Origin of the sequence: Caballeronia sp. LZ065 (assembly GCF_031450975.1) — a bacterium.
Taxonomy (GTDB): domain Bacteria; phylum Pseudomonadota; class Gammaproteobacteria; order Burkholderiales; family Burkholderiaceae; genus Caballeronia.
Window position 1 is genome coordinate 192,244 of record NZ_JARUXV010000005.1, and the last position, 16,226, is coordinate 208,469.

The 16,226-nt window shown below is 58.3% G+C and carries 14 protein-coding genes and 2 pseudogenes; 9 read left to right on the forward strand and 7 right to left on the reverse strand.

Annotated features, from left to right (window positions below):
- Window positions 1-234 precede the first annotated feature (234 nt).
- From imuA to QCE63_RS34715, 8 genes and pseudogenes are all read left to right on the forward strand, one after another.
- On the forward strand, window positions 235-948 hold the full coding sequence (imuA, locus tag QCE63_RS34680; RefSeq protein ID WP_309839681.1) for a translesion DNA synthesis-associated protein ImuA: 714 nt from the start codon (window positions 235-237) through the stop codon (window positions 946-948).
- Window positions 872-2,335, forward strand: a complete 1,464-nt coding sequence (locus QCE63_RS34685) for a DNA polymerase Y family protein (RefSeq protein WP_309839682.1) — start codon at window positions 872-874, stop codon at window positions 2,333-2,335. Before imuA ends, QCE63_RS34685 begins: the two co-directional genes overlap by 77 nt.
- 14 nt (window positions 2,336-2,349) lie before the next feature.
- Window positions 2,350-5,498, forward strand: a pseudogene (locus QCE63_RS34690) (error-prone DNA polymerase).
- 333 nt (window positions 5,499-5,831) lie between these two features.
- Entirely contained in the window at window positions 5,832-6,089 is a 258-nt protein-coding gene (locus tag QCE63_RS34695) for a hypothetical protein (protein WP_309839685.1), read from the forward strand.
- A 486-nt stretch (window positions 6,090-6,575) separates the two neighbouring features.
- Window positions 6,576-7,451, forward strand: coding sequence for a manganese catalase family protein (locus QCE63_RS34700; RefSeq protein ID WP_309839687.1), 876 nt, complete (start codon window positions 6,576-6,578; stop codon window positions 7,449-7,451).
- A gap of 88 nt (window positions 7,452-7,539) precedes the next feature.
- The gene (locus QCE63_RS34705) at window positions 7,540-7,791 is read left to right on the forward strand and encodes a DUF378 domain-containing protein (protein WP_309839688.1); all 252 of its coding nucleotides are present in this window, start codon (window positions 7,540-7,542) and stop codon (window positions 7,789-7,791) included.
- 53 nt (window positions 7,792-7,844) lie between these two features.
- Complete coding sequence (locus QCE63_RS34710; RefSeq protein ID WP_309839689.1) at window positions 7,845-9,014, forward strand: zinc-dependent alcohol dehydrogenase; 1,170 nt, start codon at window positions 7,845-7,847, stop codon at window positions 9,012-9,014.
- A 54-nt stretch (window positions 9,015-9,068) separates the two neighbouring features.
- On the forward strand, window positions 9,069-9,302 hold the full coding sequence (locus tag QCE63_RS34715) for a hypothetical protein (RefSeq protein WP_309839691.1): 234 nt from the start codon (window positions 9,069-9,071) through the stop codon (window positions 9,300-9,302).
- A gap of 68 nt (window positions 9,303-9,370) precedes the next feature.
- On the opposite strand, the gene QCE63_RS34720 is transcribed toward QCE63_RS34715, so the two are convergent.
- The gene (locus tag QCE63_RS34720; protein WP_309839693.1) at window positions 9,371-9,871 is read right to left on the reverse strand and encodes a ferritin-like domain-containing protein; all 501 of its coding nucleotides are present in this window, start codon (window positions 9,869-9,871) and stop codon (window positions 9,371-9,373) included.
- Window positions 9,872-10,058: 187 nt separating this feature from the next.
- Between QCE63_RS34720 and QCE63_RS34725 the strand changes: the two genes are divergently transcribed.
- Window positions 10,059-10,244, forward strand: coding sequence for a DUF2934 domain-containing protein (locus QCE63_RS34725; RefSeq protein WP_309839695.1), 186 nt, complete (start codon window positions 10,059-10,061; stop codon window positions 10,242-10,244).
- A 47-nt stretch (window positions 10,245-10,291) separates the two neighbouring features.
- Here the strand turns inward: QCE63_RS34725 and QCE63_RS34730 are convergent, their stop codons facing one another.
- The 6 genes and pseudogenes from QCE63_RS34730 to QCE63_RS34755 form a co-directional block, all read right to left on the reverse strand.
- Window positions 10,292-10,837 (reverse strand): DUF4142 domain-containing protein, encoded by a 546-nt coding sequence (locus tag QCE63_RS34730; RefSeq protein WP_309839696.1) that lies wholly within the window; start codon window positions 10,835-10,837, stop codon window positions 10,292-10,294.
- A 641-nt stretch (window positions 10,838-11,478) separates the two neighbouring features.
- Window positions 11,479-12,597, reverse strand: a complete 1,119-nt coding sequence (locus QCE63_RS34735) for a sensor histidine kinase (protein ID WP_309839698.1) — start codon at window positions 12,595-12,597, stop codon at window positions 11,479-11,481.
- 626 nt (window positions 12,598-13,223) lie between these two features.
- Window positions 13,224-13,940: a glycosyltransferase family A protein gene (locus QCE63_RS34740; RefSeq protein ID WP_309839700.1), complete on the reverse strand. Its 717-nt coding sequence runs from the start codon at window positions 13,938-13,940 to the stop codon at window positions 13,224-13,226.
- A gap of 564 nt (window positions 13,941-14,504) precedes the next feature.
- On the reverse strand, window positions 14,505-14,816 hold the full coding sequence (locus tag QCE63_RS34745) for a hypothetical protein (RefSeq protein ID WP_309839701.1): 312 nt from the start codon (window positions 14,814-14,816) through the stop codon (window positions 14,505-14,507).
- Between the two features lie 45 nt (window positions 14,817-14,861).
- A pseudogene (locus QCE63_RS34750) lies at window positions 14,862-15,309 on the reverse strand (acetyl-coenzyme A synthetase); the annotation flags it as partial.
- Between the two features lie 629 nt (window positions 15,310-15,938).
- Window positions 15,939-16,211, reverse strand: coding sequence for a hypothetical protein (locus tag QCE63_RS34755; protein WP_309839703.1), 273 nt, complete (start codon window positions 16,209-16,211; stop codon window positions 15,939-15,941).
- Window positions 16,212-16,226 lie beyond the last annotated feature (15 nt).

The following is a 16,226-nucleotide window of genomic DNA, read 5'->3' on the forward strand; positions in this document are numbered from 1 at the left end:
AAATTAGGCTCGCCGACTTTTCCTTAGGCCACAGCCTTGCCAATCGTCACGTCGCCAGACGTCTCGCGGAGCTTGGCGACGAGGTCGACGAACTCGGGCGTCGGTGTCTCGGAGCAAGCATAGGGGTCAAGTCTCTGCGGCCACATAAAAAGGTGCAGATCACTGCTCCGATTTCTGCGCTACACTCGATACTGTACATTTATACAGTGGTTCCACGCCCCGCTATTACCGATCATGGCCGCTTTGCCTAAACACATCGAGTCGATTCACCCGGCGCTTTGGCGTGGGTCTCAACTCGCGCGTGCCTACGGAAAAACCATCGATACCGGCTACGCCGCGCTGTCGGCGGAGCTGCCCGGCGGTGGTTGGCCGGTCGGCGCGCTGGTGGAATTACTGGTGCAACAGCCAGGCATCGGGGAGATGCGCTTGCTCAACCCTGCACTCGTCGCCTCAAGCAAGCGGCCAGTCGCCCTTTTACAGGCGCCGCACATACCGAACAGCTTGGCGTTCGCCTATCTGGGCGTGCCGCTGGACAAGCTCATGATGTTGCGCGCACCCAAGACAGCGGACGCCCTTTGGTGCGCCGAGCGTGTGCTGAACGCACGAAGTTGCGGTGCACTGCTCTTGTGGCAGCAGCATATCCGGTCTGAAGCATTGCGGCGTTTGCATCTGGCGGCACAAGCAACGGAAACCCTGCTGATCCTGGTCCGACCGCTAGCCGCCGCCCAGGATTCATCGCCTGCGACGTTACGGCTCGGTGTACGGCCAGCCGATGGCGGAATCGTCGTCGACGTGATCAAGAGACGAGGACCCACGCGCACCGACCAACTGTCCATCCACCTTCAACCTTCACCGATTCTGCTCAGCCCTCATGGCCGTGTTCGTCGCCATCTTCCTGCCCCGGCTTTCGCTGGAGGTGTTTCGGCCGAGGTACTCACCTCGGGCTGAACACGGCTGTGCAGTGCTCGAACGCGACAAGGTCATCGTGCTTGATCAGGTGGCAAGAGAGGCAGGGGTTATGGTGGGCATGAAGCGCGGTGGCGTCACGACGCTCGCAGTGGATGCGTTGATGTACGACCGCAGTCCCGCGCGCGAGCTTGATGTGCAACGCGAAGTCGCGTTCGCGCTGCTGCGCTTTTCGCCTCAGGTAGCGGTGCGGGAAGAAGAAACGATTGTCGTGGACGTGACCGCAAGTCTGCGTCTGTTTGGCGGCATCCGACACGTTTGCCGACAGATCCGAGAGACGGTCAACGCGATCGGCGTGACCGCCCGCATGAGCGTCGCGCCTACGGGCCAAGGCGCGTGGCTTCTCGCCAAACGCGGCCGCCGGCGGGTACTCAAAATGGCCTCGCTTGAACGCAGTCTCAGGGAGCTTCCTTTCATGGTGGTCCCCGAAGTTCGGTCTTTTGGGGAATGGTTCAACGGCCTCGGTTGCCAAGTGCTCAATGATGTTCGTCGTCTGCCACGGGCAGGACTTAAAAAGAGGTGCGGTGTGGATTTACTGGATTCGCTTGACCGCGCCTATGGCCTGTCACCGGAACTCTACGAGTGGCTGGAGCTGCCGCCTTCGTTCAGCGCGCGCACCGAGTTGCCGGATCGCGTCGAGCATGCGGAAGCGGTTCTTTTTTCCGCGCGACGGCTGATCGTGCAGTTGTGCGGTTGGCTGATCGCGCAGCAGCTGGCACTTACGCAAGCCACGATTACGCTTGAGCACGAGCGCGGCCGCCAGGCAATCGAGCCAACGACGATTGAAATTGCGCTTGCCGAACCGACGTGGCAGGAAGAGCATCTCGTTCGTCTGTTGAAGGAACGGCTCGGCCGTATCGAACTTGAGGCAGCCGTTATTGCTCTGCACCTGACAGCATCGAAAGTGGAGCCGGCGGAGCCGCCGAGCGACTCGCTGTTTCCTGACCCCGGAGGATCGGCTCAAGATCACAATCGCTTGCTCGAACTGCTGGTCGCGCGGCTTGGCGCCGAGAACGTCCTGCGACCCGCACCGACTTCGGATCATCGCCCCGAACACGCGAATCAATGGGTGCCGGTGCAGGCGGCAACGAAAGCATGCCCTCCTCCGGCCGAACTTCCACGGCCGACCTGGCTGCTTGACGCGCCCGTGCGGCTAATGATCAAGCATCACCGACCGTTCTACGGATCCCCCCTAAAGCTCGTCTCGACGGGCGAGCGCATCGAGGCCGGGTGGCACGACGGTGAACTGGTGTCGCGCGACTACTATGTCGCCGAGGCCGCGGATAAAAGCTGCTACTGGATCTACCGTGAACGACCGAGCGTGAAGACGGAAGAAGTCCGCTGGTTCCTTCACGGGCTGTTTGGATAATCGGTGGTGTTGCCGTGGATCTCTTCTCGTCAACGCTTCCTGACTACGCGGAGCTTTTCGCGTTCACGAACTTCTCGTTTCTGCATGGCGCATCGCACGGCGAAGAGCTCGTGCTGCGTGCGTCACAACTCGGCTATTCGGGCCTTGCGATCACCGACGAGTGTTCACTCGCCGGCGTCGTGCGCGCGCACGTGCAGGCCAAGCAAGAAAAGCTGCCGCTCATCATTGGCTCCTACTTTCGACTCGTCCACGCCGACAAGCGTCCGGCATTCGGCCTTATCCTTCTTGCGCAGAATCGTAACGGCTATGGCAACCTATCCGAGCTGATCACGCTCGGGCGCATGCGCGCAACGAAAGGCACGTACCTGCTCACGCCGCACGATCTGTCGAAACCCGACAAGGAATACGCCCATATGCGTGGCATGCCCGATTGTCTGGCGATCCTCGTGCCGGATTTTCCGGCAAAAGAAGAGGCACTCTCCGCGCAGGTTGAATGGCTCAAAGAGACGTTTCCGTCGCGCGGCTGGGTCGGCTTGATCCTGCATCAACGCGCGATGGATGACATTCACCGCGGCAGCGTCGAGTATGTCGCGGAGCAACATCGGGTGCCGGTGGTCGCGCTGGGAAATGTGGTCATGCATGTGCGCTCCCGCAAACCGCTGCAAGACACGATGACGGCGATCCGCGTCGGCAAGCCCGTTGCCGATTGCGGTTACGATCTCGCGCCCAACGCGGAGCAACATCTTCGCTCGCGCCTACGGATCAGCAACTTATATCCAGCTCATGCAGTAGCTCAAACGCTCAACATCTTCGAGCGTTGCACGTTCTCGTTGGATGAACTGCGCTACGAATATCCCGACGAACTCGTACCGGAGGGTTTTACGCACGAAGCGTATTTGCGGCAGGAAACCTACATCGGCGCGCATAAACGCTTTCCTGCGGGCATTCCGCATGACGTGCAAACGCAGATCGAATACGAGTTACAGTTGATCGGCGAGATGCGCTATGAAGCATACTTTCTGACGGTCTATGACATCGTGCGTTTCGCACGTAGCCAGCACATCCTGTGTCAGGGACGCGGGTCGGCCGCGAACAGCGCGGTCTGTTACTGCCTGGGCGTGACTGAAGTCGACCCCTCGCGCGGCAACATGTTGTTCGAGCGATTTATCAGCAAGGAACGCGGCGAGCCGCCTGATATCGATGTCGACTTCGAGCATCAGCGGCGTGAAGAGGTCATCCAGTACATCTATCGCAAATACGGACGGGATCGCGCAGCCATCGCGGCAGCGGTGTCCACGTACCGGCCGCGCGGCGCGTTGCGCGAAACAGGCAAGGCGCTCGGCATTGATCCGCAAATCGTCGACAAGGTCGCGAAAAGCCATCAATGGTTCGATCACTCACAGGACCTGTTGCGCCGCTTCGAGGAGTCTGGGCTTGACCCGCAGAACCCCCTCATCACGATGTGGGCGAAGCTGGCTGCGCAGATTCTCAACTTCCCGCGACACCTCTCGCAGCACTCGGGGGGCTTTGTCATCAGCCGCGGCAAGCTCACGCGACTCGTGCCGGTCGAGAATGCAGCGATGGCCGATCGCAGCGCCATTCAATGGGACAAAGACGACCTTGAAGCGCTGGGCCTTCTGAAAATCGACGTGCTCGCACTCGGCATGCTCTCGGCTATTCGGCGCACGCTCGATATCGTCTCCGACCAACGTGGCGAGCGCTTCGAGATGCAGGACATTCCGCCTGAAGACCCCAGAACCTACGAGATGATTTCGCAGGCGGATACGGTCGGAGTTTTCCAGATCGAATCGCGGGCGCAGATGAGTATGCTGCCACGCATGCAGCCCAGGACCTTCTACGATCTCGTGATCGAAGTGGCCATCGTGCGTCCAGGACCGATTCAGGGGGGCGCAGTCCACCCGTATCTACGGCGGCGGCAGAAGATTGAACCGGTTTCGTATCCGAGCCCGGAGTTGGAGACCGCGCTGGGCCGCACGCTCGGCGTGCCGATTTTCCAGGAGCAGGTGATGCAGGTTGCCATTCTGGCTGCCGGCTTCACTCCCGGCGAGGCGGATCAGCTTCGCCGCGCAATGGCGGCATGGAAGCGCAAGGGCGGACTGGAAAAATACTATGACCGCATCGTCAATGGCATGAAGGAGCGCGGTTACGACCAGTCCTTCGCAGAAGCGATCTTCGAGCAGATCAAAGGCTTCGGCGAATACGGCTTTCCGGAGAGTCATGCGGCGAGCTTCGCGCTGTGGTGTATGCGAGCAGCTGGCTCAAATGCCATGAACCGGCGGCCTTTCTCACGGCTATGCTTAACTCGCAACCAATGGGCTTCTACTCGCCCTCGCAACTCGTGCAGGACGCGCAGCGCCATGACGTCAAAGTCGTGCCAATCGATGTGACAATCAGCGGCTGGGACTCGGTGCTCGAACGTCAGCCAGGCTGCCACGCACCAGTTGTCCGTCTGGGACTTTCATTGTTGAAGGGGATGCGCGATGGCGCCGCGCAACGCATCGAGAACGCGCGAGCGGTGAGACCGTTCGGGAGCGTGAGCGACGTAGCGCGCCGAGCGCAGCTCGACCGCCATGATCTCCAAGTGCTAGCGGCCGCTAACGCCCTTCAATCGCTCGCGGGCAACCGGCGCGACGCGCTCTGGCAGTCGGCCGCTGCCGTGCCTGACCGAGATCTCTTGGCTGATAGTCGGATCGACGACGAGACACCGGCCCTCGGCGCACCTTCTGAAGCGCAAGATATCGTTAGCGACTACAACTCGACGGGGCTGACGCTCGGGCGGCATCCTTTGTCGCTCTTGCGCCCCACGCTTCTCGAGCAACGATTGATGCCGGCGTCGACGCTACGCACCTTCCGAAATGGACGTTTGGCTCGCGGTTGTGGACTGGTGACCGTACGGCAACGACCGGGAACGGCGAAGGGCGTAATGTTCGTCACGCTCGAGGACGAAACGGGCAATGTGAACGTCATCATCTGGCCATCTCTGCTTGAGAAGCAACGCAGAGAAGCTTTAGGCGCCGCACTGCTGGCTGTGTACGGTACATGGCAATGTGAGGGAGAAGTCCGACACCTGGTCGCTCAACGGCTGGTGGATATGTCGCACCTCTTGGGCGGCCTTACGGCCGTCAGTCGAAACTTCTGCTGATTTCCTTGACAGTCGATTAACCCATGCCGACTATCCGAGCCGCTTGGCGCCCCCTCGTTGCGATACTAAGCATTTCAATTTCGGCCCTTAGAAAGTCTTACGCAGAGCGCGCAAGGCCAGCGCATCACTACTGCAACCGCGTGGCACTGTTGCCAACATGCTCACAATCTCCACAGCGCTCACAAAATTTGCGCTTTGCGCACTGCACGGTCGTTGGCCGGTCGGATAGCACAATCGTGCTCCATGTGAAAGTCGCAACACGGGCTCTATCACAAGGAATGCCCGTTGCTCTCCCTCTATAGGCCTGCCAACGTTTAGATAGAGGAGCGAACCATGAATCCAGAACCGTCCGACCCGGTCGAGCGCGCTGACAAGCGTAGAGAAGAACTCGGCGCCGGCGACGTGCGCGAAAATTTCGATGGCACAATTGAGCAGAAGGAACATGGGAATATGGATGCGTCGCTCGTACCGAAAGGTAAGGATCATCCGGAACAGGGCCCCTATCAGCCGGAGCACGACCTGATCGATCCCGACAGCAGCCCAGATGCTAATGCCGACCATCCTCTCGGTAAGCGTGACTTAGAAGCGTAGCGTCGTCTAAAGCTCGCAATTTTTTCGGATCCTCTCCAAAGAGACGAGTAATTTAGATCGCGTCAGCATGAAAAGCACGCGGGAAGATCACGCTTGTCATTTGATGAGTATCAGATGCACGTAGGACCGCCGGCTTAAATTTCGCACTGCGCTTTCGTTACTGCCGCTTCCGGCCTGCGGCCTCCGTCCGACGTTGCCGACAGGGCTGCAACGTCCGGCACTCTTCTCTCGTTGGCATGCCCATTGCTGCCCATCGATCAAGCCTTGCGATGCGTTGCGACGTACACGAGGCTTGCCATTTTGCCATTAACTGGGCGGCACCTCCGTCGCCTTCGGCCAGCGCAACCCTGCGCTGAGACTCGCGAAGCTCACTGCAAGTGACGTCACCGACGCTCCTCTCAGTGTTCGCGAGACCAAACATCTACATACGGTCCACTGCGCTTGTCCAAGGCAGGGATAAGACACGTCCCGTTTTTAGGAGTTGATATGTTCGTTCATAACAAGCGCCTTCAATACACTGTCCGTGTCGCAGCACCCAATCCGGGTCTCGCCAACTTGCTTCTGGAGCAGTTTGGTGGCCCGCAGGGTGAGCTCGCCGCAGCGTGCCGCTACTTCACACAGGCTGTCTCCGAAGACGATCCGGGCCGCAAGGATCTGCTTTTCGATATCGCAACGGAAGAGCTGAGCCACCTCGAGGTCATTGGTTCGATTGTGGCCATGCTGAACAAGGGTGCGAAGGGACAACTTGCTGAAGGCGTCGAACAAGAAGCCGAGCTCTATCGTTCGCTGACGGGTGCGGGCAATGACTCTCATATCACCTCGATCCTGTACGGGGGTGGCCCCTCGCTGACCAACTCGGCAGGGGTGCCGTGGACGGCGGCGTACATCGATACGATCGGCGAACCCACGGCCGATTTGCGCTCGAATATCGCAGCGGAAGCGCGCGCAAAGATCGTCTACGAACGGCTCATCAATGTCACCGACGATCCCGGCATCAAGGAAGCGCTCGGCTTTCTGATGACGCGTGAGATTGCGCACCAGAAATCGTTCGAAAAAGCGCTTCATTCAATCCAGCCCAACTTCCCCCAAGGAAAGCTGCCTGGTGATCCGGAGTTCACCAGCGTCTACTTCAACATGTCCAAGGGCGAAGATGTCCGGGGCCCGTGGAATGAAGGCGGTGACTGGCGCTTCATAGAGGATCCGCAACCGGCAGTCGATGGCGGTGATGGCACGGCATCAGTGAACGTCTCAGAGCAAGACATCACGACCCTTCAGTCGATGGCCTCGCGCACCGCATCCGATCCAACCGCGCAGCCCACGACCGGAGCCGACCTCGGGGCGGGGCAAGCCACGAAAGTGTAAGCACGCATGCAACATCACGAGCCGGGCGGCTGTCGCAGACGTTGTTATCGCAGCCGCCTAGTTCGGTTTCAAAAGCTAGGAGAAAAATTTGGCTACCGTCACATCCAAAGGGACCGTCGTCGTGCATCGCAGCCCGATTGACTGGGTCGTCGGCGCGCTTGTGATTATTGGCGCGCTGAACTGGGGACTTGTTGGTCTCGCGCAGATTGACCTTGTTGCAGCGGTTCTTGGTAGCGGCTCGTTTCCGGCAAGAGCGGTCTACGCGCTTGTCGGGGTCGCCGGGATTTATATGTTAGTGAGTGCCTTTCTCTGGCGAGATCAACGGCTCGCGAGTCGATAGGGTCGCAACGATAGCTCGTTCGATTCACCATTCACTATTTCAAGGAGGTCACGATGAAAGCGCTGACGTGGCATGGAAAGAAAGACATTCGCTACGACACGGTTCCCGTCCCGCAGATCGAACAGCCTCGTGACGCCATCATCAAGGTCTCGTGCTGTGCCATCTGCGGGTCAGACCTGCATCTGTTCGACGGCTTCATGCCGGGCATGGAATCCGGTGACATCATGGGTCACGAGTTCATGGGCGAGGTGGTTGAAGTGGGCGCCGAGAATTGTTCGCTAAAGATCGGCGATCGTATCGTTGTGCCCTTTACGATCACATGCGGCGAGTGCGATCAGTGCAAACGCGGTAATTTCTCGGTTTGCGAACGGACGAATCGCAATAAGGACGCGGCTGACAAAGTGTTTGGTCACTCGACCGCGGGACTTTTCGGTTATACGCACCTGACGGGAGGCTACGCCGGCGGTCAGGCGGAATACGTTCGTGTACCGTTTGCGGATACCACGCACGTCAAAATACCGGCCGGCCTTTCGGACGAACAGGTTCTGTTTCTTGGCGATATCTTCCCAACCGGCTGGCAAGCCGCTGTGAATTGCGACATCGAACCCACGGATACGGTCGCGATCTGGGGCGCGGGTCCTGTCGGACAAATGGCCATTCGCAGTGCCACCCTCCTCGGCGCGAGACAAGTCGTCGTAATCGATCATGTGCCTGAGCGCCTGGCCATGGCGCAGGCTGCCGGCGCCATCACCATCAACTTCAAAGATGAGAGCGTCCTCGATCGGCTGAAGGAACTGACGCAGGGCAAAGGACCTGAGAAGTGCATCGACGCAGTGGGTATGGAGTCGCACGCGACCCGCTCATTCGATTCGCTATACGACCGTGTAAAGCAGGCGGTCATGCTCGAAAGCGATCGACCCCATGTGCTGCGCGAGATGATTTATGTTTGTCGACCGGCGGGCGTGCTATCCGTGCCCGGCGTGTATGGCGGGCTCATCGACAAGATTCCATTCGGCGCGGCGATGAACAAGGGGCTGACCTGGCGCATGGGCCAGACACACGTCAATCGGTGGACAGACGATCTGCTCGCCCGAATTCAGGAAGGTCAGATCGATCCTTCCTTTGTCATCACTCATCGAGTTTCGCTTGCGGACGGACCCGACATGTATAAAACCTTCAGGGACAAGGAAGACGGGTGCATCAAAGTCGTCATGACGCCGTGATCCGCCTTAACCAAGTCACTTTCTTCATATTTGCAACACTTAAGCGAGGCTCACATGGCCAACCAGATTCCACCGCATTCCGATTCGTCCAGCAACGACCCCCAACAGAACGAAATTCTTGAAAAGGAGGCTAGCACAGCGCTCGAACAGGGAGATAAGGAAAAGATCGACCGAAAACTCGATGAACTCCACGTTTCAACGACCGACTCGGGTCGAGATCAATCGCACGACGAAGATACCGAGGGCTCAACCTCATCAAGTAAAAACCTTGATAAACAGAGCGAATGATCCCTTTCGTCCGGGTAAGAAACGGCCCGCTCGAAACAGGGGCGGACCTTTCCTCGCGAGTCGTCGAATTATTCACTCGCCGCCTGCGCATCCTTTGAAACCTCCAGTTTGGCAAGCTGCGTTAGCTTGTCATCAGTGGACTTCTCTTCAGCAAGCGTTTCCAGAAGAAGTTTGCTGGCGTCCGCAAATCCCAGCTGAGCAGCAAGGGTCGCCAGGGTGCCATAGGTCGCAATTTCATAATGCTCGACCTTTTGCGCGGCGCCGATCAATGCAGCATCTCGAATCGGCCCTTCCTCGAAATCTTCGATCTGCTCTTGTCCTTCTTCGACGAGCCCTTCCATCGCGACGCATTTGATCCGCTTGAGCTTGATCCCGCAGCTCTCGACAACTTGGTCGATGCGCTCGATCTGGCCACGCGTTTCTTCAAGGTGCGTTTCGAACGCTGCCCGGAGATTGGCGTTGTGGCTGGCACGGGCCATTTTGGGTAACGCCCGGGTGAGCTGCTTCTCCGCACTATACACATCCGACAGTGAGTGAATAAACAAGTCCTGCAGTGTCTTCGAGGCCATGGCGACTCCTTTGAACAAGAGGGGGAAAACAACGGGCTGTTGCGTGTGCCGCGATTCCAGTGCAATCAACGTTCCTAACTCGCCTGCTGTTGCAAGGTCGCGCAGCCGGCGCAGTGTCCCACCTCGGTACGGCGATTGCGCGTGCCCTGATCAGTGGTACCCGAAGGATCTACACAAGGAGACGACCATGAACGAATCACGCGCTGAAGATCGTATTGAGGAATTGGCGTATCGACTGTGGGAGGAAGCAGGTAGTCCGGATGGACGTTCGGATGAATTCTGGCACCAAGCGCAACGACAACTCGCTAAGGAGCCCGGCATCGGAAGTGAGGCAGAACGCGACGCAGTGAATCGTCGGCCTCCGACAAGCTAGTAAGAGCGCTATGCGCGCCCGTCGATGTGCGCCGGGCGAGTCAGGCCTTATTGGATGCCCTTCTTCGCAGCAAGTTGCTGCGCCATTTTCAAGTGTTCCTGAATCGTCGGCAGCGCCTTTTGAGCGGCCTTCTTCAAATCAGCGTTTTGACCTTCCTGTGCCTCTTTTTGGAATGCCTCAACTGCTTGCTGATGGCCTTCCAGACCCACCTTCTTGATGTACACTGCGTCGAATTCCTTTCCCCTGAGCGGCTTCAAGGCACTGATCACAGTCTCATCCGAGTTGTCCTTGGGAACTGTGACACCGTGCGGAGCTGCCATTTTCAACTGAACGGTCAGTTTCGTGTGATCCATCATCATGTGATGAGCAAAGTTTTTCACGTCCTTGTCTTGAGATTGACTCGTCGCAAGCTTCGCGGTATCGATTTCCGTCGAACTCGACTGAGACGCGGCCTGTACAAAAGCCTTGTCGGTCTGCGGAAGATCATTGGCTTGTGTAGTGCTGGCCGCTTGAGTCTGAGCGCTGCTCACGATCGGCGTTGCTGCGAATGCAGCGGCTGCAATGACTGACAGTCCAAAAGCGTGGTATTTCATGACGTCTCCTCGGGTGGTGTGTACAGACCGACACAGCAAGCGAAATGCCATGGAAGCCAGTCGCCGGCAAGAAGCGTCACGGCCGTCACTGCATTCGCAACATTCATAAAATGGCAATGCCGCATGCGTCCACGTCGCAACTCCTCGACGCGCGACCGAATTACTCATTGGCGCGGTCGAACCTGCAGAAGTAGTCGCCCCCTACTCGATTGAGCGATTGCCGCATTGGGCAAACGAGCATAACTACGTGGCAGGCTGCCGTTGTGGACGTCATCTAACTGCGGCGGGCGCACCGGCTATGTGCTATATGCCACTGGTATCGTGCCGATGGGTAGCCAACCTTGACCGTGCCTACAGAATGACCGCTGCCGAAAGTGAATGGGCCTTCCGCACGTCGCCGGGAACCGAGGCCAGCATCGCTGAATGGCCTCCTACTGCGTTATGCACAGCATGCGCATCGACAACATGGATAGACTTCGTCGCGTCGTCGGAAGCAGACGGCCAAGAGCCGCCCAAACGTATCGAGAAGCAGCAACGGTTGTTCTCGGAAGGGCTGGCCGGTGAGGACGGATGCCGGTCGGCGGGGTGGCGTGCTGCGGTGAGCGCAGAATGCCTCCAGCCCGGAGGAACCCGCATCGGGATCACGACGGTGTGCAGGGCAGGCACACGGTGAAGCGGGTGGTATGGCCGGTCGACTCGACTCCGATCGTCCCTTGGTGCGCGTTCACAATACAGCGGCATATGTAAAGACCCAGGCCCATGCCCGCTGCAGTGCCGCTACGGTTAGGAATGCCTGCACGTGTCAGTGGATCGAATAGCGTCGGTAACGCCTGCTCCGGGATCGGATTGCCTTCGTTGGAGACGACGAGCGTCATTCTTCCATCATGACTAGCGGCGTCCACGACAACGGGACCTGATCCATAGCGAACGGCATTCGTCACCAGATTGACGACCAGTTGGCCAAGCCGCCCGCCATCCCAGCGCCCACGAAGATCGCCTGCGACCTGCAAGTCGATATGCGCATCGGGGAAGGACGCACGGACCTCGTCCACCGCTTCGCTACAGATACGCCCCATGTCCTGCGGCGTGAAGCTGACTGGCATTGCGTCTCCCAGCCGGGAGCGCGTAAAGATCAGCAGATCATCAATCATCTTTCTCATGCGCATTGCGCCTCGCTGAACAAATGCGACCGCTCGCACGCTTGAGGGAGAGAGGGCATCGTCGCGCAGCAGCACTTCGCCCGCATTCAGTATGGCACCCAGCGGCGAGCGCAAGTCATGCGCCAACACGCCCGCGAACAGATCGCGAATGCCTTCAGTGCGGCGCGCATAGTGCCGCACCGATTCTGCGAGCACTTGGTCGATGGCTTCGTTGAAACGGATCATTTCCTGGAACGCCGCCGCGCCTGCGGGCGACGTTTTCTGCCAGCGGCGGAGCACGGTAGCGCGCAGCGCGCGGAACTCCGCAATCACATCGTTGATGTCAAATCCGTGAGAAAGACGATCCTCTGCGTGACATCGCGCGACGTGGTCGAAGCCAGACTCGGCCGTATCTTTGTCGCCGCGCGATTTGGTCCGCTGTTGAGCTGCACTCTGTCCCTCGCGCATGTCGACCGCGATCGCTGCCAGAATCTCGGCCGCTGAGTCGCGAAGCTGGGTCTCCGACAGCATGCTGTCCGGCTGGCTGAGCGCCAGGGCGTAGCTGGTCCAGTCGTCGATCAGACCTGGCAGATCACCCTCAATAAAGTCGGCTAGGTTCATCGGACCTCCAGTGGGTAACAGACAGGTTTGTGCGATCTCAAGCCGCGGCGGTTTTGCACTGGAGCCTAGCCGGGACAGCTGCCAGCGGGCAAGGTTCCATCTCCAAGTAAATCGGATGTCGCCAACGATTCTACTGGAAGCCGCTGTGCCACCGGCGTCGACTTATATAACCGTAATTAGCGGTTGACCCAAAAGCGCCATGGGTCGATGACCGGCTCATCTACATCTGATCGTAAAACTCGCCGCCCTTCACCTTGACAGGCACGATACTTACGGTCATTAGCAGCTGGCCGTGTCACCTTTGACGCGTCGGCATGACGTCGCGCGGTTGAGAACAGAGTTGGAGAGGCACGGCTCCTGATGGAACGTCAGGAGCGTTTTAACGCGGTGAACCCCGCCGTGATCTGGACCGAACAAGCGTTTGCTCCGACATCTCAACTCCTATAGGGAATTGACGTCAGCTTGGCTGTTCCTGTTGTTCGGCCAACACGCTGTTTCTGCCGACTCGCGGTGCACTTGCGATATCCGTCGCCGACTTGGATGGATTCCTTGCATAACCGCAAAGAGTGCTCCAACGGTTCAGCCAGAATAAAGACCAGGCGACCATCTCCGTAGAACAAAGAGATCTAAGATTCCATCGTGCGGACAGATTGCATACTGATTCCGTCCTCGCCACCGGCAGGAAGTCCAACCAGGCGGCGTACACGGGCAAGCGTAGCGCCGAATCCCGCAGGGGCTCTAAATGATTTCCGCGTACTTGTCGATACTTTGGTTTTTGCGGTCCAGCAGATTGAAGCCCCCGACTGCTCCAGCCGCCTCACTAGGTCGACATCCTCGTGACTTGCATAATGCTGGAACCCGCCTGCAAGCTGATACGCCAAGGCGGATACGCCGAGATTGGCTCCATGAATATGCCGGTGGCCTTCTTTTGGAAAGTAGACTTCGCTGAAATCCTGCCGGACAAACGTGTCTTCGGGGGTCCAGTCGTGCACATCAATTACGCCGCACACGGCATCCGATTGACAGGCAAGCTGGCTGGACAGCCAGTCGTTGGGTACCAGCGTGTCCGCATCAGAAAACGCGAGCCATCGCGCACCGAGTCCAAGTGCATATGCAGCACCTGCCGCGCGCGCAGCGCCCACGTTTCCCTCGAAAATTGTTAGGGTGATCACGGGAAACCGGGTCGCGATTCTTTCGGTTGCATCTGAGCATTGATCAGCGACGACGATAATCTGAACGGGCTCCCCTTCCAGCGCTGGATCAGCTGCAGCAGCCACTGCGGAACGCAGACACCGATGCAAAAAAACTTCTTCGTTATGGGCCGGAATGATGATTGCAAGCATGGTGGGTTCTCGTTGTTCGCTGGCAAGTCCAGAGCAAGTGCTGGGCCACCGACTGCAGGAGGGCAAAGCACGCTCGTCACAATCGCATCTGGACGAATCTCAAGATAGCCTTAACTGGCCTAGGCGGCTGATGGGGGGCGTAGCTAGCGTCGAAAACCCGCCAATTTCGATAGATGTCGCGTGGCTTGTCGGCGGGTTATCGGCCGGTCTGCCGAGCCGCGGGCGAAGCCTTGCTGGACCTCTCGGTGACTCGCTGCTCGAAGGTTGGTGATGCAGCCAAACGCTGGCAACGTTCAGCACGGATTCTGGGGCGGCGTGCCGAACAACTGGGCGGTTGCTTCCGCAAACTTTTGCGGTCGACTGCTAGTCGGCGCTGTCAAATCTTTTTTCGATCGATACAGGTCCAAACAGGCTTTGTCATGCCGCGTGGATGAGGGCTCGAATTCTAGGCAGCCACAGTCTTGAAGAATGCAGAAATCCTTGAATGGCCCGAGCCGCAAGCCCGGTAACTGGCCGCTTGTGGCCGCTGGCCGAGCACGTCGGATCGCGTCTTTGCATTGGCGCTCAATGATCGGCGTTCATCCACCCTGATGAGTCATTGACACGATCACTCGGCCCATTTTCGATGAAATCATCCTCGAAGCTCCGTCCGACCAAATCGTCGTAATGTGCGAAATCGCTACTGACGATGGCCCGGAACATTTGGATTAGCGCGTTTCCGTCCTGCAAATGTGCGACAACGACCCGGGCGGTTCGTAGAGATATCGATTCTCGGACGGGCGGAGCCGCACTTCCATCGCTCAATTCGAATGCGAAACGATGGATTTCTTCATGCCCTTCGGGCAACTTTGTGTAACCCCAAATCGTTGCTTTCATGCTGGTCGATTAACAAATTTTTTTTGGGGCTAGCAAATGGAGTGCCTGACGATAGACGCTCACGTCATTCACCTTCTCGCAGGCGCCCGCAGCGATCGCTTCATCGATGTTCTTGAGAGGCAGCGCCTTGTCGCCGCGCATCTGTTCGTCGGCGGTGATCAGCGCGATCGGGCCGACATCGACCAGACGCTCGTTGAGCGAGTTCGATGAGAAGCCGCCGAACACGACCGAGTGTGTGGCGCCGATGCGCGTGCACGTCTGCATCTCGACCGCGCCTTCCACCGACATCGACAGATAGATCACGACGCGGTCACCCTGGATCCTGTTAGCTGACGTTGGTGACGGCGCCGTAGTCGGCTTCGAAAATGATCGCGTGTTCGTTGCCGCGACCCACTTCGACATGACGGTCGAGACTGTTGCAGGATGCAGTCAGCTCGCCGTCTTCAAACCACGTGTAGAACGGCGCCTTCGCTTCATCCAGCACTTTGGTGAACCGAGGGCCTTGCGGACCTTCGTCGAGACAACACGGAGATTCGATGGCTCAAAGGCGTCGATGGAGAAGCGGGAATGATGAGACCTCTTGGCGTTCCAACAGAAGCTGCAGCAAACCAAATCGCGACGATCGGATTTCAAGTTGAGCGCGGGCGGACGCTCTTCGACGGCGGTATTGGTTACAGTGTATGCAATGCACACGTTCGTTTGAAGCTCCAGCCCACTTTTGCAACGTCAGAAGTCGCACGACGGTCGAGTTTCGTTTAGGTTTGTTCGACGCCTGCCCTCGACCAAAGGCTCACGAACCAACGACAACGCGTGTGGGCAGGCGTTGAATAAACCTAAACGACAAAGAGCATTCGGCTCGCCGCGTGCCCCGGAGGCTAACGCCGTCAGCCCGGCTGGTTTGTCATAAGTAACACTGGGAATGCGCCCAATAGTATGCATGCGAGCCGGTTCTGCCACCGTGCGCATATAACTAGGCGGGTGCATTGCCGTCGTTCAGCGGCTGATATTACCCACTTCGCTAGAACAAGCGGCGCGACTCAAATCGCCAACGCCGCATATTACCGCTGCAGATAATAGGCAGGCGTGTGATGACAACGCCTGAGAAGGCCCGGTTATCGTCCGTCACTTCATCGAAAACGGGGTCGGGGGAGGCGGACGAAAATAGGCATCTAACAGCGCACGGCGGAAGCGATCTAATGCCTGTTGATAGCGTTTCAAGACAATAAGGGATTCCACGACGAGAAAGTCGTTTCTTAGCCGGTCATCCACTCCTAGCGATTCCATCGCCACCATCAACCCGGCTAATTGATGGCCTGTCTGACTATTGGAAACCGATGCTTCCGAGAATTGCAGATTGAGACTTTGAGCGGCGATGAGAATTTCGTTTCGGTTCATACTCCAGTGTACGAC